The 20,559-nt window shown below is 48.0% G+C and carries 17 protein-coding genes and 1 riboswitch; of the genes, 13 read left to right on the top strand and 4 right to left on the bottom strand.

Features of this window, described 5'->3' with window-relative positions; translation table 11 throughout:
- Positions 1–57: 57 nt before the first annotated feature.
- The 9 genes from DW922_RS08040 (at position 58) to DW922_RS08000 (ending at position 12,734) form a co-directional block, all read left to right on the top strand.
- Positions 58–1,494 carry an extracellular solute-binding protein gene (locus tag DW922_RS08040; protein ID WP_243032135.1) on the top strand — a complete coding sequence of 479 codons (1,437 nt, stop codon included), beginning with the start codon at positions 58–60 and terminating at the stop codon, positions 1,492–1,494.
- A 10-nt stretch (positions 1,495–1,504) separates the two neighbouring features.
- Positions 1,505–4,462 (top strand): bifunctional diguanylate cyclase/phosphodiesterase, encoded by a 2,958-nt coding sequence (locus tag DW922_RS08035; RefSeq protein WP_118726280.1) that lies wholly within the window; start codon positions 1,505–1,507, stop codon positions 4,460–4,462.
- Positions 4,463–4,558: 96 nt separating this feature from the next.
- A complete protein-coding gene (gene tig, locus DW922_RS08030; RefSeq protein WP_118726279.1) occupies positions 4,559–5,845 on the top strand; it encodes a trigger factor in 1,287 nt (428 codons plus the stop codon).
- A gap of 156 nt (positions 5,846–6,001) precedes the next feature.
- On the top strand, positions 6,002–6,589 hold the full coding sequence (gene clpP, locus DW922_RS08025) for an ATP-dependent Clp endopeptidase proteolytic subunit ClpP (RefSeq protein ID WP_279221137.1): 588 nt from the start codon (positions 6,002–6,004) through the stop codon (positions 6,587–6,589).
- 56 nt (positions 6,590–6,645) lie between these two features.
- The gene (clpX, locus tag DW922_RS08020) at positions 6,646–7,956 is read left to right on the top strand and encodes an ATP-dependent Clp protease ATP-binding subunit ClpX (protein WP_118719249.1); all 1,311 of its coding nucleotides are present in this window, start codon (positions 6,646–6,648) and stop codon (positions 7,954–7,956) included.
- 83 nt (positions 7,957–8,039) lie between these two features.
- Positions 8,040–10,352, top strand: coding sequence for an endopeptidase La (gene lon, locus DW922_RS08015; protein ID WP_118726278.1), 2,313 nt, complete (start codon positions 8,040–8,042; stop codon positions 10,350–10,352).
- A gap of 19 nt (positions 10,353–10,371) precedes the next feature.
- Complete coding sequence (gene yihA, locus DW922_RS08010) at positions 10,372–11,025, top strand: ribosome biogenesis GTP-binding protein YihA/YsxC (RefSeq protein ID WP_118719245.1); 654 nt, start codon at positions 10,372–10,374, stop codon at positions 11,023–11,025.
- A 137-nt stretch (positions 11,026–11,162) separates the two neighbouring features.
- Complete coding sequence (locus tag DW922_RS08005; RefSeq protein ID WP_182436831.1) at positions 11,163–11,633, top strand: methylglyoxal synthase; 471 nt, start codon at positions 11,163–11,165, stop codon at positions 11,631–11,633.
- Positions 11,634–11,699: 66 nt separating this feature from the next.
- Complete coding sequence (locus tag DW922_RS08000) at positions 11,700–12,734, top strand: dipeptidase (RefSeq protein ID WP_118726277.1); 1,035 nt, start codon at positions 11,700–11,702, stop codon at positions 12,732–12,734.
- Between the two features lie 21 nt (positions 12,735–12,755).
- Here the strand turns inward: DW922_RS08000 and citG are convergent, their stop codons facing one another.
- Together citG and citX are read right to left on the bottom strand one after the other, a co-directional pair.
- Entirely contained in the window at positions 12,756–13,622 is an 867-nt protein-coding gene (citG, locus tag DW922_RS07995) for a triphosphoribosyl-dephospho-CoA synthase CitG (RefSeq protein WP_118719243.1), read from the bottom strand.
- Between the two features lie 40 nt (positions 13,623–13,662).
- Positions 13,663–14,169 (bottom strand): citrate lyase holo-[acyl-carrier protein] synthase, encoded by a 507-nt coding sequence (citX, locus tag DW922_RS07990; protein WP_118719241.1) that lies wholly within the window; start codon positions 14,167–14,169, stop codon positions 13,663–13,665.
- Positions 14,170–14,620: 451 nt separating this feature from the next.
- On the opposite strand from citX, the gene DW922_RS07985 reads away from it, so the two are divergent.
- The gene (locus tag DW922_RS07985) at positions 14,621–15,271 is read left to right on the top strand and encodes a cytidylate kinase-like family protein (RefSeq protein WP_118719239.1); all 651 of its coding nucleotides are present in this window, start codon (positions 14,621–14,623) and stop codon (positions 15,269–15,271) included.
- A gap of 90 nt (positions 15,272–15,361) precedes the next feature.
- Here DW922_RS07985 and DW922_RS07980 read toward each other — a convergent pair whose 3' ends face one another.
- Positions 15,362–16,162 carry a hypothetical protein gene (locus DW922_RS07980; protein ID WP_118726276.1) on the bottom strand — a complete coding sequence of 267 codons (801 nt, stop codon included), beginning with the start codon at positions 16,160–16,162 and terminating at the stop codon, positions 15,362–15,364.
- 555 nt (positions 16,163–16,717) lie between these two features.
- Positions 16,718–17,335, bottom strand: coding sequence for a transcriptional repressor LexA (lexA, locus tag DW922_RS07970; protein ID WP_118719235.1), 618 nt, complete (start codon positions 17,333–17,335; stop codon positions 16,718–16,720).
- Between the two features lie 188 nt (positions 17,336–17,523).
- Here lexA and DW922_RS07965 point away from each other — a divergent pair, with 188 nt between their 5' ends.
- The 3 genes from DW922_RS07965 (at position 17,524) to DW922_RS07955 (ending at position 20,061) form a co-directional block, all read left to right on the top strand.
- On the top strand, positions 17,524–17,847 hold the full coding sequence (locus DW922_RS07965) for a LysM peptidoglycan-binding domain-containing protein (RefSeq protein ID WP_243032134.1): 324 nt from the start codon (positions 17,524–17,526) through the stop codon (positions 17,845–17,847).
- Positions 17,848–17,921: 74 nt separating this feature from the next.
- Positions 17,922–18,773 (top strand): RNA methyltransferase, encoded by an 852-nt coding sequence (locus DW922_RS07960; RefSeq protein ID WP_118726274.1) that lies wholly within the window; start codon positions 17,922–17,924, stop codon positions 18,771–18,773.
- A gap of 1 nt (position 18,774) precedes the next feature.
- Complete coding sequence (locus DW922_RS07955) at positions 18,775–20,061, top strand: MATE family efflux transporter (RefSeq protein WP_195715034.1); 1,287 nt, start codon at positions 18,775–18,777, stop codon at positions 20,059–20,061.
- A gap of 139 nt (positions 20,062–20,200) precedes the next feature.
- Positions 20,201–20,304, top strand: a riboswitch (TPP riboswitch).
- Positions 20,305–20,559: the final 255 nt, after the last annotated feature.

The raw sequence follows: 20,559 nt of genomic DNA, 5'->3' as shown, positions 1-20,559 counted from the left end.
CCAGAAAACGGCAATGCGGGAGCAATAAAGAAAAGAAAGGGTCAGGTGAATCATTTTATGAAGAGAACGGTTGTTCTTCCGGTTCTGATGGCTGGTACTTTCACACTGGCTGCATGCAGCCGCGCAGAAGCACCGGATGACAGACCGGTACATATTACCATGTGGAATTATTATAATGGAGAGCAGAAGGAGCAGTTCGACCAGCTGGTGCAGGAGTTTAATGATACGGTAGGAGTAGATGAAAAGATCATCGTGGAGACTACCAGCAAGGGAAGTGTGACAGAGCTTCAGGATGCAGTTTATGCAAGTATGGATGGAAAAACCGGAAGTGATCCTTTGCCGGATCTTTGCTCAGCTTATGCAGATACTGCCTATGACCTTTACAAAAAAGACCTGATCGTGGATTATAAATCATTTCTGACCGATGAGGAATATGACAGCTATGTCTCCGGCTATGTGGAAGAGGGCGATTTCGGCGGAGAGGATTCCATGATGATCTTTCCTGTCGCAAAATCATCGGAGGTGCTTACCGTCAACATGACAGCATGGGAGCCGTTTGCAGAGGAGACAGGTGCATCCCTGGAGGAGCTTTCCACCTGGGAGGGCCTTGCAAAAACAGCAAAGGCGTATTATGAGTGGACCGATGCAAAAACAGAACAGCCCGGTGATGGCCAGGCATTTTTCGGCCGCGATTCCTTTGCAAACTATATGCTGATCGGAAGCCACCAGCTGGGACATGCCGTTTATGCGGGGGACCAGGGCACCATGAAGACCGATTTCGATAAAGAGACCATGCGCCGTCTCTGGGACAATTACTATGAGCCTTATATCCGCGGCTATTATCTGGAGGAGGGAAAATTCCGCAGTGATGACTTAAAAACAGGCCGCATCATAGCATATGCCGGATCTACCAGCGGAGCTGCCTACACACCGGAGCAGGTTACCTACGATGACGGAACGACCCAGGAGATCACCTGCAGCATGCCGCCGCTCCCGAATTTTGAAGGAACAGATGCCTGCGCGGTCCAGCAGGGCGCGGGAGTGGTCATGTTTGGTTCCGATGAAAAAACAGAAAAAGCAGCCGTTACCTTTTTAAAATGGCTGACGCAGGACAGTCAAAATGTCCGCTTTTCTGCGGCATCCGGCTACCTTCCGGTCAAAAAAAGTGCAAATGATATGAAAGAGATCACCGACTATTTCAAAGAAAACGGGAAGGAACTGAATCCAAAGCTGGAAGCTATGTTAGACACTGCCATTGCACAGGTGAACCAGTATGAGCTTTACACGGCAAAGCCGTTTGAACATGCAAATGATGCAAGAAAGGTGATCGACCGTACCATGCCGGAGCTGGCAAAGGCAAACCGTGAGCAGGTTCTTGCACTACTTGCAGAGGGCAGTTCACTGGAAGATGCGGTTGCACAATTTGACACCGCTGAGATCTTTGAAGAGTGGTACGAGGATACGCAGAACCAGCTTGAAAATCTGACAGATTGAGGTTAATTTCATGAAAAGTGCAAGATCCATGAAGTCCAGGCTTATCATTCCATTTTGCCTGATCCTGGTGGTCCAGACCGTGTTTATGATGGTCTTTCTATCCAATGGCATGGTGGCAAAAAGCCTTTATATGAATGAGATCAGCTCCTTAGAGAAGGATGTGCAGAACAATGAGCTTCTTCTGGAACGGGAAATGGTGCAGCACTGGTTGAGTGATATCCGCTCCTCCGATACGATCCAGAAAAGGATCCAGGCGCTTTTAAAGGAACGGGGAATGCAGCCGGAAGCGATCCAGACGGACTGGAAGCTGAATTCCCAGATCTTAAATGGAATCATGCCGGATGTTCTGAATCTGCTCCACAGAAGCTATGGAAACAGCGTGTATGTGATCTTAAATGGTCCGGTATCCAGCCAGAGCAAAAACGGCCACAAAGCAGGTGTTGCTGTCATGGATACAGATAGCAGCAGCTATGCTGCAGACAATTCGGACCTGCTGTTGCTGCGTGGTGCGGCATCAATCTCCAATAATTATAAGATCCCGCTTTCCAGAGACTGGGAGATGGACTTTGACATGACCTGCAACGCTGCAGGTGTGTATCAGTTTTATGATCCGTTTACCATTGCGAAGGGGGCAAAGCCGTTTGGGGTGGCTGCCCAGTACGGTTACTTTGGGGAGATTTCCCCTGTGATCCAGTCCGATACGGACGGCGTCAGCTATTCCATTCCTCTTGTGATTGGAGATGGTGCCGTGGTCGGTGTTCTTGGCGGCACCATGAGCAAGAGCCAGATCTATTCCCTTTTGAAAAACGAGCTGTTTCACAGTGATGCAGATACGATCCAGCTGATCGCAAAAAGGGAAACAGGCACAAGCCAGCTGATTCCGGTCGTTTCCTATGGCTCTGCGTATAACTGCTGCTTTGGAAGCATGGAAACACTTTCCTATACGGACACAAAATGGCCGGATATGAAAAAGCTCCTTGATGCAAACGGCGATGCCTGGTACCTAAATTCCATGGAGCTTCCGATCTATGGAAAGGATTCTCCTTATTTTCAGACCGAATGGCTGACCGTTGTGCTCCGAAGGCAGAGTGTAATGGAATCCATTTTCCAGAAGCTGATGAACGGTCTGCTGATGGGCTGTGCATTTACCCTGATCCCTGGTATTTTGTTTGCATTGCTGTATGGAGAATATTTTACCCAGCCGATCCGGCGCCTGATCCGGCAGCTGCGCTCTTCAGAAAGTGGAAGCCGCATCCGCTTGCAGAGAACCTGGATCAGTGAGCTGGATGAGCTTAGCCGGGCCATTGAGCATCTGAGCGCAGATGTGGCAGAATCTGCCATGCGTATTTCCCGGATCCTCGATGCGTCCGGGGTTCCGATCGGTGTATTTGAATACTTGCAGGATACCAGAAAGGTATTTTGCAGCCGCAGCCTGTTTGAACTTCTCGGCCTGCAGGAAACGGATGAGGACTATGCTTATCTGGAACCTGAGGGCTTTGCAAAGATGATGCAGGTTCTCGGGCCTGGACTGCGGGAAAGTGAGGATGTCAGTCTTTACCAGATCAGCCGGGACGGGTCAGACCGCTATCTGCGCTTAAAGATCGTGAAGGCAGAGAACGGAAATGAGACGGGAGTCTTGTTAGACGTAACGGAAGAAGTAGAAAAACAGAGAAAGCTGGAACTCGAGCGTGATTATGACCAGCTGACCCAGCTTTATAACCGCGGAGTATTCCGAAGAAACACGGAGGCTTTGCTAAACAGTGGCAAGCTGGCCTGTGCAGCGCTTGTTATGTGGGATCTTGATAACTTAAAGTATGTCAATGATACCTATGGCCATGAGATGGGAGACCGCTACATCTGCCTGTTTGCAGACCAGCTAAAGCTTCTTGCTGCGTCCGGTGCCGTGGTGGAGCGCCATTCCGGCGACGAGTTTATGGCATTTTTGTGCGGGGAAAATGAAGCACAGATCCGGGAACAGGTCCGTACGTTTTTTGCAAATGCAAGAAAGGCATCTCTGCAGGTGGAGGATGGCTACGAGCTTCCCCTGCGTGCATCTGCAGGTGTGACCTGGTATCCGCGCCAGGCAAGGGATTTCCAGACCCTGACCAGATATGCGGATTTTGCCATGTATATGGCAAAGCACAGCACCAAAGGCGTATTGCAGGAATTCGATCTTTCCAGCTACCAGAAAAATTCCTATCTGCTTTCCGGCAGAGAGGAACTAAACCAGCTGCTTGAACGCAGCGATATCCCGTTTGCCCTGCAGCCGATCCTCAGCCGTGACGGAGGCGTTTTCGGTTATGAGGCACTGATGCGCCCAAACAGTAAGAACCTGAAAAATATCCAGGAGGTGCTGACATTGGCCAAGCGCCAGGCTAAGCTGCCGCAGTTTGAACGGCTGACCTGGGTCTGTGCGCTGAGGTGGTTCCGGGAGCACGATACGGAGCTTCCGGCTGGAAGCCGTCTGTTCATTAATTCCATTGCGAATACCTCGCTGTCAACGGAATGCTTAGAGGAACTGATCCAGACCTACCCGGATCTGTTAAAGCGGGTCGTGCTCGAGGTAACAGAAGGGGAAGAGGTCAACAGCAGCGATATGGAACTGAAAACCCGCGCAGTTGCCCGCACCGGCGGTATGATCGCTTTAGACGATTTCGGGTCCGGCTATAGCAGTGAGGGAAGCCTTCTGAACCTGGATGTGAATATCGTAAAGCTGGACATGGAGCTGGTGCAAGGAATCCATGAAAACCCGGATAAGCAGGAGCTGGCGGCAAACCTGATCCATTACTGCAAGGAGCGGAATATTCTGGTTCTGGCTGAGGGCGTGGAGCGGATCGAAGAGCTGCATACCATGCTGATACTTGGCGCAGACTTGTTCCAGGGCTATTATCTGGGCCGCCCTGAGATGGAGATCCGTCCGGTAAACCCCTATGTAGTAGGAAAAATGAGGGCTTTATCGCAAAATTAGGACTGGTAATTATAAAAAGTCTATGCTATAATGGTGAATTGAAGTGTGGCGCCCTGCCGGGACGGCCATACATAGATGTAAGGAGGAACCCATATCATGAGTTTACAGGTAGAAAAATTAGAGAAAAACATGGCGAAATTAACCGTAGAAGTACCGGCAGAGCAGTTCGAGGCAGCTCTTAAAACTTCCTATAACAAGAATAAAAACAAATTCAACATTTCTGGTTTCCGTAAAGGAAAAGCTCCGCAGGCAATGATCGAGAAAATGTACGGCGCAGGCGTTTTCTATGAGGACGCTGTAGACGAGGCAATCAACGCTTCCTACCCGGACGCTGCAAAAGAGAGCGGTCTTGAGATTGTTTCCAGACCGGAGATCTCCATCGAGCAGGTAGAGAAGGGCAAAGCATTCATCTACGTTGCATCCGTAGCTACCAAGCCGGAGGTTACCCTTGGTGAATACAAAGGCATCGAAGTAGAGAAGGCAAAACCGGAAGTTACCGATGCTGACGTAGAGGCAGAGTTAAAGAAGGTTCAGGAGCAGAACTCCAGACTGGTAACCGTAGAGGACCGTGCAGTAGCAGACGGTGACCAGACCGTGATCGATTTCGAGGGCTTTGTAGATGGTAAGGCATTCGAGGGCGGCAAAGCAGAGGACTACACCCTGGTGATCGGTTCCCATTCCTTCATCGATACCTTTGAGGATCAGCTGATCGGCAAGAACATCGGCGAGGATGTAGAAGTAAACGTAACCTTCCCGGCTGAGTACCATGCAGCTGAGCTGGCTGGCAAGCCAGCAACCTTCAAGGTTAAGATCAAAGAGATCAAGATGAAAGAGCTTCCGGAGCTGAACGACGAGTTCGCAAGCGAGGTTTCTGAGTTCGAGACTCTGGACGCATACAAAGAGGATGTTAAGAACAAACTGGCTGAGACCAAGCAGGCACAGGCTACCGCTGAGAACGAAAACAACGTAGTACAGAAGGTTGTTGACAACGCTCAGATGGATATCCCGGCACCGATGGTTGATGAGCAGGTTCGCAACATGATCGAGGACTATGCACGCAGACTGCAGAGCCAGGGCATCAGCTTTGACCAGTACCTGCAGTTCACCGGCAGCACCATCGAGCAGCTCCAGGAGCAGATGCGTCCGCAGGCTGAGTTAAGACTGCGCACCCGTCTGGTACTCGAGGCTGTTGTAGCAGCTGAGAAGATTGAGCCGTCTGACGAGTTAGTAGAGGCTGAGATCAAGAAGATGTCTGAGAACTACAAGATGGACGTTGAGCAGATCAAGAGCATCATGGGTGAGGCTGGAATGGCTCAGATGAAGGCTGACATGGCTGTTCAGGAGGCAGTAGATTTCCTGGTAGCTGAGGCTAAGTTAGTATAATATCTTCCAGAAAAGGAAATAGTATGATTATGACTAGGTGCAGATTTCGGGCCAGACCTGGAGTCTGCACCTATCATTGCAAAAGACAGAAATCAGCAGATGCGCTGTGGGCGCATTTCTGGTGTGCAATGAAAATGCAATACAAGACAGGAGGATTTGACGATGGCATTGGTACCTTACGTAATTGAACAGACCAGCAGAGGAGAACGCTCCTACGATATTTATTCCCGATTATTAAAAGAGAGAATTATTTTCCTTGGGGAAGAGGTGACCGACGTTTCAGCAAGCCTGATCGTGGCACAGCTTCTGTTCCTGGAATCCGAAGATCCAGGTAAGGATATTAACTTATATATTAACAGCCCGGGCGGTTCCGTGACTGCTGGCATGGCTATCTACGATACCATGAACTACATCAAGTGTGATGTATCTACCGTATGTATCGGTATGGCAGCAAGCATGGGAGCATTTCTTCTGGCAGGCGGTGCAAAAGGAAAACGTTTTGCACTTCCGAACGCAGAGGTTATGATCCACCAGCCATCCGGTGGTGCACAGGGTCAGGCAACGGAGATCCAGATCGTTGCAGAGAAGATCCTGCAGACCAAAAAGAAATTAAATGAGATTCTTGCAGCAAATACCGGCCAGCCGTACGAGGTCATCTGCCGCGACACAGAGCGCGACAACTATATGACTGCGGAAGAAGCATTAAAATACGGCCTGATCGACCAGGTGATCGCAAAACACTAAGCGGACGCCAGGCGTGCAGGAATTGTTACAACCAGGAAAGGACAAGGTGTTATTTTATGCCGACAAGAACAGATGACAGGGTCAGATGCTCTTTCTGCGGAAAGACCCAGGATCAGGTAAGAAAACTGATTGCCGGTTCCAACAATGTATTTATCTGTGACGAATGTATCGAGCTTTGCGGGGAAATCCTCGCAGAGGAATTAGAAGAAAATGAAGAGGAAGTAGAAACTGTTTCGCCTTTAGCGGGAATTAATCTGTTGAAGCCGAAGGAGATCAAGTCATTCTTAGATGAGTATGTCATTGGACAGGATGCAGCAAAGAAGGTGCTGTCTGTCGCAGTGTACAATCATTATAAGCGGATCACCTCCGGGGCAGGCAGCGATGTCGATGTACAAAAGAGCAATATCCTGATGCTGGGTCCGACCGGTTCCGGTAAGACCTATCTTGCACAGACCCTTGCCAAGATCTTGAACGTTCCGTTTGCCATTGCCGATGCAACTGCCCTGACAGAAGCAGGCTATGTCGGTGAAGACGTAGAGAACATCCTCTTAAAACTGATCCAGGCAGCAGATTACGATATCAGCAGAGCGGAATACGGTATCATCTACGTAGACGAGATCGATAAGATCACCAAGAAGTCTGAAAATGTTTCCATTACCCGAGATGTATCAGGTGAGGGTGTCCAGCAGGCACTCTTAAAGATCTTAGAGGGTACGGTTGCAAGTGTGCCGCCGCAGGGTGGAAGAAAGCATCCGCACCAGGAACTGATCCAGATCGACACCACCAATATTCTGTTTATCTGCGGCGGTGCTTTCGATGGTCTGGAAAGAATCATCGAGAGCAGACTCAGCGCCGGATCTATTGGCTTCAACGCAGAGGTCGTAGATAAGAACAAGACAGACATCGACGAGCTTTTGCGTCAGGTTGAGCCGCATGATCTGGTAAAATTTGGTTTGATCCCGGAGTTTATCGGACGTGTTCCGGTAACCGTTTCCCTGGATCTTCTGGACGAGCATTCCCTGGCACGGATCCTGACAGAGCCGAAGAATGCACTGACCAAGCAGTACCAGAAGCTGTTTGAGCTAGATGGCGTAAAGTTGGAGTTTACCCCGGAGGCAGTTGCTGAGGTTGCAAAGCTTGCAGTGGCAAGAAAAACCGGAGCAAGAGGCCTGCGTTCTATTCTGGAATCTGTCATGATGGATATCATGTATGAAATTCCGTCCGACAACAATATCGGCATCTGCACCATTACCAAGGATGTCGTAGATAAAACCGGAGAGCCGGAGCTGGTATACCGCGATACGGCTGTGCCACGCAAGACCCTCTCCCAGAGACTGAAGAAAGAAAAATCCGACGAAATTGCTTAAATGACATAAGCCGGATCGTGTAAATGAAAATGGGAGCTTATGGCTCCCATTTTCTGAGTTTAAATCTATTTAGGAGGAACCTGATGGAAGATACAAAAATACTAACTATGCCGGTCATCGCGCTTCGCGGCCTTACCATGCTTCCGGAAATGACCATCAGCTTCGATATCAGCCGCAAAAAATCGATCGCAGCAGTAGAAAAGGCCATGGTCAGTGACCAGAGAGTCTGCCTTGTCGCACAGAAGGATCCAGATATCCAGAATCCGGCATTTGAGCAGCTTTATCATATTGGTACTGTTTCTTACATAAAGCAGCTGGTAAAAATGCCGGGCGGGATCGTCCGTGTCATGGCAGAGGGCCAGGAGCGGGCGGAGCTTCTTGACCTGGACAGCGAGGAGCCTGCGCTGATCGGTGAGGTGCTTCTCACAGAGGAGCAGGAGGCCGATGTAGATGGTGCGGCAGCTGAGGCCATGTCCCGCATCTTAAAGGAAAAGCTGGAGGCGTATGGGCGCCAGCATCCGAAATTTGCAAAAGAGATCCTGCCAAACATGATGCTGTGCGATGATCTGGAAAGCCTTATGCTCCAGATGGCAAGTGAACTTCCGTGGGATTACCGTATCCGCCAGAGTTATCTGGAGGAGCCGACGCTGGCCGGACAGTACGAGGTACTGCTTTCCAACCTGATCCATGAGATCGAGGTATCCCAGATCCACCGGGAGCTTCAGGAAAAGGTAAAAGAAAACATCGATAAAAACCAGAAGGATTATATCCTTCGGGAGCAGATGAAGGTGATCCGCGAAGAACTCGGCGAAGACCTGATGTCCGATGCCGATGAATACGAAAAGCAGCTTGCTTCCTTAAAGGCAGATAAGGAAGTAAAGGAAAAGATCCAGAAAGAGATCGACCGTTTAAAAGGCATGCCGGGCGGCGGACAGGAAAGCAATGTGATCCGCACCTACATTGAGACGGTTCTGGAACTTCCATGGAATAAAACATCCAAAGATAATAATGACTTAAAACACGCGAAGGAGATCTTGGAGGAAGATCATTATGGTCTGGAACAGGTAAAGGAGCGCGTATTAGAGTATCTGGCAGTCCGTGTCCTGACAAAGAAAGGTAATAGCCCGATCATCTGTCTGGTGGGACCTCCGGGAACTGGTAAAACTTCCATTGCCCGTTCGGTAGCACGCGCTTTAAATAAAAAGTATGTGCGTATCAGTCTGGGCGGTGTCCACGACGAGGCTGAGATCCGCGGACACCGGAAGACCTATGTTGGTGCCATGCCGGGCCGTCTGGTCGATGGACTGCGCCAGGCAGGTGTGTCTAACCCGCTCATGCTCTTAGACGAGATCGATAAGATCAGCAGTGATTATAAGGGCGATACCTCCTCTGCACTGCTTGAGGTGCTGGATGGAGAACAGAATGTGAAGTTCCGCGATCACTATGTAGAGCTCCCAATCGATCTGTCGAATGTTTTATTTATCGCGACGGCCAATACGACACAGACCATTCCGGGACCGCTTTTAGACCGTATGGAGGTCATTGAGGTCAACAGTTATACGGAAAACGAAAAATTCCATATCGCACGCAACTATCTGGTGGAGAAGCAGCGCAAACGCTGTGGCTTAAAAAAGGATCAGATCGTCATTTCTGATTCTGCCTTAAAAAAGATCATCCATAATTACACCCGCGAGGCCGGTGTCCGTAATCTGGAGCGCCGGATCGGGGAAATCTGCCGGAAATCTGCCCGTGAGTATCTGGAACACAAAAAGGAACACATCCGTGTTACCGAGTCCAATCTGGAAAAGTACCTTGGCAAGGAGAAGATTACCTTTGAGGATGCGAATGAAGAAGACCAGGTTGGTATTGTGCGTGGTCTTGCGTGGACCAGTGTCGGTGGTGACACGCTGCAGATCGAGGTTAATGTGATGCCGGGCAAAGGCGAGTTAAAGCTGACCGGACAGATGGGCGATGTCATGAAGGAATCTGCCATGACAGCCTTAACCTATGTACGCTCCATCTGCCCGCAGTATGATGTGCCGGATGATTATTTTGCAAAGCATGACATCCATATCCATATTCCTGAAGGGGCCGTGCCGAAGGATGGTCCTTCTGCCGGAATTACTATGGCAACTGCCATGTTCTCCGCAGTGGTAAACCGCAAGGTACTGGCAAAGGTGGCTATGACCGGTGAGATCACCCTGCGCGGCCGTGTGCTTCCGATCGGCGGCCTGAAGGAGAAGATCCTGGCGGCTAAGATGGCCCATATGGAGACGGTTCTGGTGCCGGAGAAAAACCGTGCGGATATTGCGGAATTATCGAAGGAGATCACAAAGGGTCTGAATATCCTTTATATGAAGAGCATGGACGATGTGCTGGCTGCAGCACTTGCATAATAAAAAGTGAGGATGAAACATGATTATTAGAAAAGCGGAACTGGAGACAGTCTGTGGTATTACCAGTACATTGCCGGAAAACCTTCTTCCGGAATTTGCTTTTGCAGGGAAATCCAATGTAGGAAAATCTTCCCTAATCAATGGTCTGTTAAACCGCCGTGCGCTGGCGAGGACTTCCTCACAGCCTGGCAAGACGCAGACGATCAATTTCTATAATGTCAATGACAGCTTGTACTTTGTTGATCTGCCGGGCTATGGCTACGCAAAGGTATCTGTTGAGGTAAAAGCAAAATGGGGCAAGATGATCGAACGGTATTTAAAGAAATCGAAGATGCTCAAATGCATTTTCCTTTTAATCGATATCCGGCATGATCCATCTGCGAATGACAAGATGATGTACGACTGGATCGTTTCCAATGGCTATAAGCCAGTTATCATCGCAACAAAGCTTGATAAATTAAAGCGCAGCCAGATCCAGAAGCATGTGAAGATGGTGCGCGAGGGACTTGGTCTCGCCAAAGAAGATATCCTGATCCCGTTCTCTGCGGAAACGAAACAGGGACGGGATGAAATCTGGGCACTGATCGATTCTTTACAAAATCCTGTTTCCGAAAGCGAAGCTATTTCCGGAAACACATTGCCGGATCCGGAAAATAGACCGGAAAAGGAATAAGATGATACGATAAAATTTTACAAAAATTTCACTTGTATGTTTTTCAAATATGTGATACCTTTTAGCTAATCCGCAGAGGAAAAATATGGTTGTCATTCACACAAGGGTGGATGGCAGCAATAAGGAGGATCTGTTATATGTCTCAGGAATACATTACATTTACTATTGGCAGCAAAAAGAACATTGCACTGATCGCTCATGACAATGAAAAACCAAAGCTGATCGCATGGTGCAAAGAGCATAAGGACGAGCTGGAAAAGCATAATCTGTATGGAACCGGCACGACCGCCCGCATGATCACGGATCAGACAGGGCTTACGGTAAAAGGCTACAACAGCGGCCCTCTGGGCGGTGACCAGCAGATCGGCGCGAAGATCGTGGAAGGCGTCATCGATTTCGTGGTATTCTTTTCCGATCCATTAACAGCCCAGCCTCACGATCCGGATGTAAAAGCCCTGATGCGTATCGCGCAGGTTTATGATATTCCCATGGCTGTCAACAAAGCTACAGCGGATTTCATGATCACATCCTGTTTTATGAACACGGATTATCAGCATGAGGTGATCAATTTTAAACGCAATATTGAAGAACGTGCGGAAACATTATAATATGAAAAAGAAAAGAGACCGGTGGGAAAGCCGGTCTCCTGTTTTTAGAGGGAGGACGAAACGTCCATGAAGGTAGTGGATATGCACTGTGATACGATCTCTGAGCTTTTTAAAGCCAGGGAGCGTGGAGAAGCAGGATCTATTTTCGATAACCAGCTTCACATCGACCTAAATAAAATGAAAAAAGGAGACTATTTCCTGCAGAATTTTGCCATGTTTGTGCATCTTGGAAGAGAACAGGATCCGTTTCACTATGCAATGAAGCTGGTAGATTTTTTTTACACGGAGCTTGGGCGTTATGAAGACCAGATCGGCATTGTGAAAAGCTGGAATGACATTGAAGAAAACCGGAGGCAGGGCAGAATGTCTGCCATGCTGACGCTGGAAGAGGGCGGGATCTGTAAAGGTGACCTGGCGTGTCTGCGCGATTTTTACCGTCTGGGTGCCAGAATGATGACGATTACCTGGAATTTCCCAAATGAGCTGGGATTTCCGAATGGAAAGGATGAGAGCGCATCCCCGGCCAGACCAGTGCCGGACACGGTACACGGTTTAACGGAAACCGGAATTGCATTCGTTCAGGAAATGGAACGGATCGGAATGATCATCGATATTTCCCATTTAAATGATGCCGGAATCTGGGATGTATTCCGTTACACAAAAAAGCCATTTGTTGCAAGTCATTCCAATGCACGGGTACTGGCACATCATCCGAGAAATTTAACCGATGAAATGATCCGGGCACTGGCAGAGCGCGGTGGCGTGGCAGGAATCAACTATTACGCATCATTTCTAAAAGACAGACAAGACGAATCAGCGGACACACCATTGGTCTCTTCCCGGGATGCAGTACAAAAAATGCCGCTGCACAGTCTGTGCAGCGACATGGTGGCGCATATGAAACATATGAAACAGGTTGGCGGTATCGGATGTATTGGGCTTGGTTCTGATTTCGATGGAATCGATACCCCGACAGAAATGAAGGACTGCTCCGGAATGCAGCTTCTGGCAGACACCATGAGCCGGAGTGGTTTTACAACCGGAGAGATCGAAGCAGTCTTTCATGGAAATGTACTGCGGCTCTACAAAGAATTATTGTAGAAGGTATTGAAAGAATGCATGTCATGCCCCAGGCTGCGGGTTTCGCTGTTCCAGCCGGTATAAAAGAATGGTAACGGCAAGCAGATCGGCGCATCCGCCTGGGCTGACATTCATCTGGATGAATTTCTTATTTAATTTCTTTAAGGCATCCATTCCCTGGCTGGTGGAGGCACCGCCCAGCTTTAAGAACTGTGCAGCGGCAGTCTTGACATAGCCCTGGACCACGGGGTTGGTCCGGCTTAATACGTTGGTATCGTCGACGTTAGCCATCAGGGTAAGGAGCGTATTCAGATAAGCTTCATTTTCTGTCTGTCCGGAAGAAAAGGAAGCACGGAGCTTTGGAAGGGAAATGGTGCGGACAGAAGGAAAGCCTTTCTGTGCTTCCCCACGGATCCCCTTTGTGCTATAACGCAGGTACAAAAGCTCACCGTTGGTTTTCGGGTTTTTCCGGTCTATTTTCTGGAAATCCTTTCGCATAGCATCGTAGCAGATGTATCCGGCAAGCATAAGGATCTTTTCAGCATCAAAGCGGTTGTGCCGGTTATAGAAGAGCCCGGCTGCTGCCGCGATCGTTCCCATGGAAAAAATCATACCCTTGTGGGTGTTAACGCCGTCTGTTGCCTGAAACATAGCCTTTTCTGCCTCTACGCCTACTGGGCGGATCTGCTCAAACAGGGCATTAAAATCCTTGGAGCTCCACCCATGGCCAAGCTCAAACATCCGGGTCAGATATGGGACAATTGCCTTTGTGCTGGCAGCAAAGGTGTCATAGTTCATATCGGTGTGTGCACCGCTGTCGTGGCGGTCTACCAGACCAGGCTTCGGGGTAGCGCCTACCTCCGCCATGAGCGAATAGGCGCATTCCTCAGAAAAAATAGAAGCAATCATAAATACCAGTACCTCCGCAATACAGGATAGTTTGAAATCTTTAAAGTTTGTTCAGAATCTGCGAAATTTCCGCTGTCAGCTCTGCTACGCTATGGCTGCGGCTGCGGCTGCATACATGGGCAGGCTGTCCGCACAGTAGGCACGTTCTGGGAGAAAAGCCAAGGTCCTCCCTGGAAACCTTGCATGCATCGGGACGGAGTACATCAATATCGAACAGGCGTCCAATGCGGTCCTGATCTTCTAAGGAAACCATGAGCTCCTTTACAAAATCGGGATTTGCATCGACATTGTAGAATGCCTCATAGCCGGTTTTCTCTTTTATGGTTTCCATATGCTGGATCAAAACAAGACGCTCCTTTAACAGTGCCTCAATCCGGCTGCACCCCAGGGCAAAGGCTTCTGGAACACCTGGAAGCACTTTGATGGGGCCAGGTATGTTTAAGGTAAAGCTGATCAGGCTCTTTTTATATTGCTGTAACAGCTGGGCTTGCAGATAGCAGCGGCGTTCCCTGGCCGCCAGCATTTCCTGCAGGTTTACTTCTTCCATAAAAATCCCCTTATTATGTTTTATTTTTATATGCCAATAAAGCTCCGTATTTCACCCGTATGGCAATGAATTCACGATCATTTGGCAGAAATCGGATAAAAGCCATCGTTTTGAAACAGAAGCTGTATTGGATCTCAGAACACTACTTAGTTGTTACGTTTCTCATTATAGGTGAAACATAGCAAAAAGGCAAATACTTAATAAGTTATGGCCTATATAAAGAAGCCCTTATCAGTTTTTAACATTAGGTTTACGTGTATTTAAACTGTTGAAATCTGAAGAAAAACATTTAATATTATCAGAAAAAATGAATTTGGGTCGGCAGAGTGTAAAAAAGTTTGGCACAAGAGTGGTTTTGTGATATACTGAACATAGTGGATATAAAAACAAGTTACTGTTTACGCGTTGCGCAGACAGCAGAAAAAAATAATCCTTAGAGGGAGGATTTCTTATGGATAAAAGTAAATTGGTGATCACGATCGAGCGCCAGTATGGAAGCGGCGGCCGTATTGTTGGAAAAAAGCTTGCTGAGGAATTGAACATTCCGTTTTATGATGACGAAATTTTAAGTATGACAGCCGAAAAAAGTGCAGTAGGAGAGCGCTATTTCCGTCTTGCAGATGAAAAAGCAGGAAATAACCTTCTCAGGAAGATCGTTGGAAACCTGCATCTGCCTACCGGTATTTTTGAAGAACCAAAGAAAGAGGGGGATGTCACCTCACCGGACAATCTGTTCCGTTTCCAGTCGGAGGTTATCCGTGAGCTGGCGGCTGCGCAGTCCTGTGTGATTGTTGGCCGTTGCGCGGATTATATTCTGGAGACCGCTGGAAAAGAAGATCTGGTAAAGATTTTTGTATACGCAGACACAGAAACCTGTGTCCGGAGAACTCAGGAAACCGATGGTATTACAGACAGCAAAGAAGCGCTTAATAAATTAAACAAGATCACCAAACAGCGCAGGGCTTACCACAAGTATTTTACCGGAAAAGAGTGGGAGGATCTGACGAACTACGATCTTCCGATCAATGCAAGTAAGCTGGAGCTTGAACAGGTGGTAGCACTGATCAAAGATTATATCCGCATGATCGGCTACGATATTTAACAGCATATAATAGAATGAATATGGCCCGTGTGAGCTATTACTGTTAGCTTACACGGGCCTGTTCTTCCCTATTTTTTTAAATGAAAGCTATTATTTTTTGGTGATCTTTACAATCTGGATCTCTTTGTCATTGATGGAGCCATCGTACTGGATCTGAAGGGTATCGCCCTCAGCGTACTGGCTGAAATCGGTATCGCCAGAAACGAATGTGAAAAAGTCACCGGTCTGTGCTTCCAGAACGATATGATCACCATCTTCACCGATCTGCGCAACTTTACCTACAAAGGCATTGATCTTAGCCTCATCAGAATCCTTCTGGTCTTCGGAAACGATCTTGATCGCCAGAGGCTCATCGTCCAGATCGCCGAGATAGGTTACTTCTACGGTTTCGTCAGCCTTGATGCCGTCCTTTGCAACAACATATGCGTTGCCGGTCAGAACCTTATATTCCTCACCGTCTACCTCCAGGGTCATGCTGTCAGAAGCAACGTCTTTGATGGTACCTTCTGCAACTGGATCTGTGGTCTGCTCTAACATGGATGAGGTAACCTCGAGTGCGATAGCCGGAACCGGATCGTCTGTGCTGCCGGCCGGGAAGGTGATGTCTACCCAGTCACCCTCGGAAAGCGGGAATTCATTGGTAACCTCTGCGCCGGAAATATCGTATTTCTTCTCTTCGTCGTTGTAATCGTCTTTTACGGTAAGGACATCGCCGTCGATCGCTGTGATGATACCGCTGGTATAATCCTCGTCGGTCTCAGCCTCGGTTGTGGTTTCTGCTGCTGTGGTTTCTGCCGGTGCTGCTGTGGTTTCCGTTGCTTTTTTGCTGGAGCAAGCTGCTGCACTGATAGAAACTGCTGCGATTGCAGTAATTAATAATGCCTTTTTCATAATATATCACTCCTCTGATCTTTCTTTGTGGTTCTATGCTGTTATCTGTGCGTTTGCGCAAACAGTAACAATCATCTCTCGTGAACCAACAAACAAGAGTTTACTACAAAGCCAGGGAAAAAGCCATTGATTTTTTATTAAGTTTTCCGTAAAATGGTGAACATTTGGTGAACTTTGGCCGATGCCTTGCATTCCAAACTTTGTTCTCGGCATGTTGGTCATGGTATTCCAGATCTCGCTTCCAGGTTTTTTCAGCCTGACGATCAAAAATATAGCAGGTGCGAATACCTTTCTGGCTATGGCACTGGTAGGAACGATCCTGGCAGAGGTACGACTGCGGTCCTTGCGGCAAAGTACCAAAAGGATGAGATCTTTGCAACAAAATGCGTAGTGTTATCGACGCTGCTTTCTATGGTAACAGTTCCGCTCTGATGCCTGGTTCTGGCATAAACAACCCTGCCGGGCTGTCGCCGGACGAGGTTTTCAGCAACAATATGATAAAAAAATACGCCTTGTCACAGAAATGTGCTAAGGCGTATCTTTTTTTATGGTATTTTATGCCATCATACGGAAAAGTCCGATGACCTTGCCGAGGATTTCCACATGGTCAACGATGATCGGCTCCATGGTGTCATTCTCCGGCTGCAGGCGGTAATGCCCGTCTTCCTTGTAAAAACGTTTGACAGTAGCGGAATCGTCGACGAGTGCAACAACGATTTCCCCGTTTTCTGCAGTATTGGTCTGCTCAACGATGACCTGGTCCCCATTAAAAATACCTGCATTGACCATACTCTCGCCCTTGACCTTCAGCATGAAAGTATCCTTGTTTGGGAGCATTTCGGCCGGGATCGGGAAATAATCTTCAATATGTTCCTGTGCCAGGATCGGCTCACCGGCAGCAACTGTGCCGATCATAGGAACCTGCACCACCTCGCGGCGGTTTAATGCAAACTCGTCATCCAGGATCTCGATCGCGCGCGGCTTGGTCGGGTCCTTGCGGATATATCCGTTTGCCTCCAGGGATTCCAGGTGGGAATGGACGGAAGAGGTGGACTTTAAGTTGACTGCTTCACAAATTTCACGTACTGCAGGCGGATAGCCTTTTTTTAAGATGCATTCTTTGATATATGTTAAGATTTCCTGTTGTTTTGCGGTAATTTTACCCTGTGCCATAATGTTCCCTCCTTGCGGGTGTATTCTGAAAAATTCTTTCTAAGGATATAGTAGCACAGCTTAGCCAAAAAAGCAAACTTTTGTTCGGGAATTTTTGCGAAAACGTATTGACAAACGCATGTTCGGATTCTATAATAGCAACATAGCAAACGTACGTTCACAATTATTCCGGACAGGGGGAATCACTTATGAGAAGCAAAAGAACAATGAAGCGCAGTTTACGGAATCTTACGGTTATTTTACTTATGATCCTGGCATTTTGTTCCGGTTTTCTGGGACATACACTGTTAAATGCGCGGGCAGAAGAAAAGGCAATACCTGAGCTGAAGCGTTATTACACAAGTGTACAGATCCGCCAGGGAGACAGCCTCTGGGACCTTGCAGGCCAATACTGTCAGGGAAGTCCTTATACCAAGGCAGAATATGTAGAAGAATTAAAGCGCATGAATGGTCTGAAATCCGAACAGATCCATTCCGGTGAATACCTGACGGTCGTGTATTTTTCTGAATAGCTTGCATATGAATCCTGCTTTGGTTATAATAAAATCTGTTTTTTATCCAATATAACCAAGTGAGGAAATTCCCTATGTTACACGATCATATCGTTCCTATAACAGATCTTTCCAGTCCGGAGCTTGAGGTATACTCCAGCTTATCAGAAAACCAGCTATTCCATTATTATGAACCAGAGGCTGGTCTTTTTATTGCAGAAAGCCCGATCGTAATCGGCCGTGCTCTGGATGCCGGATACCAGCCAGTCTCCATCCTTGCCGAAGAGCGGGAATTAAAGGGAGCAGCTGCAGAAATACTGGCCAGATGTGGAGAGGTCCCAGTCTATGTAGCTCCCATGGAGCTTTTAAAACAGATCACAGGTTTCTCTTTGACACGCGGTCTGCTTTGTGCCATGCGCCGCAAACAACTGCCATCTATTGAGCAGATCTGTGCGAAGGCCAGACGGATCGTTGTTCTCGAAAATGTAGTAAACCCGACCAATGTGGGAGCTATATTCCGTTCGGCGGCAGCGCTGAATATGGATGCAGTTTTGCTTACTTCTGGCTGCAGCGATCCTTTGTACAGAAGATCCGTGAGGGTCAGCATGGGAACGGTGTTCCAGATCCCGTGGACGGTACTTAAGCACGACAGTGCCTGGCCGCACCCGGCTATGGAGCTTTTGCGGGATCTGGGCTTTAAAACAGCTGCCATGGCTCTTACAGACCGCTCAGTCCGCATTGATGATCCTTGTGTCCAGGCAGAGGAGAAGCTTGCAATCGTTCTTGGAACCGAGGGCGATGGCCTCGCAAAAGAAACCATTGCCGACTGCGATCACACCATCCGGATTCCAATGTCCCATGGCGTAGATTCCCTGAATGTAGCTGCTGCCAGTGCAGTGGCATTCTGGCAGCTTGGAAACCATCATACAGAAGGCGGGGAAGCTTAGCATGAATATCAAAAGACAGTTTATCCGCTATGTTTCCCAGAATATGTTAGGCATGCTCGGTATGTCCCTTTACATTCTGGCCGACACATTCTTTATTGCTAAGGCTGTCGGTGCGAATGGTATCACGGCATTGAATCTGGTATTACCCCTTTACAATCTGATCTTTGCGGTAGGCGCAATGATCGGAGTCGGCTCTGCAATCCGTTTTACGGTTGAGCGTAATAAAGGAATGAAAGAAGCGGAAGGCTATTTCTTTCATGCACTGTCATGGGCAGCAGTGATCAGTGTCCTGTTTGTTTTGGCAGGAGCCTTTTTCCCGGGACAGATCATCCACCTTCTTGGAGGCAATGCACAGATTGTATCGACCGGAATCATGTATACCCGCATATTTCTGATGTTTGCCCCGTTTTTTATGTGGAATCATATTATCAGTGCATTTGTTCGCAATGATGGAGATCCATCCATCGCAATGTATGCAACACTTGCAAGCAATCTGTTTAATATCGTATTTGACTATGTGCTGATGTTTCCTTTGGGAATGTCTATGCCGGGAGCGGCACTTGCAACCGCATTATCACCGGTTATCAGTATTCTTATCTGCTTCAGACATTTCCGTAGCAGCAGAAATACGATCTGCTTCAAGCCGGTACGTTTGTCTGTCCGGAAGCTGCTTTTTTCCTGTCAGGTTGGTATCTCTGCCTTTGTAGGGGAAATATCCTCCGGTGTCATCACAATGGCATTTAATACCATCATTCTCCGGCTTTCGGGTAATATCGGGGTTGCAGCGTATGGAGTCGTTGCAAATTTCTCGCTTGTGGCAGTTGCATTATTCAATGGAATCGCGCAGGGCTCCCAGCCGCTGCTCAGCCGTTTCTATGGACTTGGCGATAAAGAAAGCCTGAGAACCGTGATCCGTCTTGCAATTAAAACAGCTTTATGTGTCGCCTGCTTGCTTATTGTGACCGTACAGCTCTGGTCAGAACCGATGGCTGGAATTTTTAACCAGGAACAAAGTGCAGAGCTGGCAGCTCTTGCAAGACAGGGATTAAAGATTTATTTTACCGGTTTTTTGTTTGCCGGAGTTAATATTGTCGGAACCAATATCCTAAGTGCCGTAGAGTCAGCACGCTGGGCGTTTGCAGCTTCTGTATCCCGTGGGTTTGTTGCAATCCTTGCGTTTGCTTTCCTCCTTTCTGCTGTATTTGGCATGAATGGGGTATGGATGGCATTTCCATGTGCAGAATTAACAACCATGTTTTTGACGCTGAACGGTATCCGGAAGCTATAAACTATAACTGTACTATACGGGATTTTCAGTTCAGAAAATACCTACCTGTGAACAGTAACACAATGGTGACACAACGGTAACATAACGACAATACAGTTGACAGGGTCAAGTCTCTGTGTTATGCTTACTTACGTTAAAAGAGAAAAAGCGCGGGAGTCTGTGAGACAGGCTGAGAGGAAGATCGATCTTCGACCGTACCTGATTTGGGTAATGCCAACGGAGGGAAGCAAGGAATAGAAGTGTGCGTCTTCGGGCAATTTCCTGAAGGCGCATTTTTTTGTTTCATAGGAAAGTGCGTCCTATGAAATATAATGATTATAGAAACTAGTATCCGGATGCACTGCAAAAGCTCCAGATGCAGGGGAGACGTCTCTGTCAGCTGGAAATCCTGAAAGTGTGTTTGTGCAACGCATGAACAGGAACAGAATCATATTTTGCAGGAAAAGTAGACTGGAGGGGGAGCGCCCTGCAGTCTGGCAGAAGGAGTTTATATAGCGA

Source organism: Clostridium sp. AM42-4 (genome assembly GCF_003480105.1).
Taxonomy (GTDB): Bacteria; Bacillota; Clostridia; order Lachnospirales; family Lachnospiraceae; genus Brotaphodocola.
This window is presented reverse-complemented; position numbering and strand designations above follow the sequence as displayed.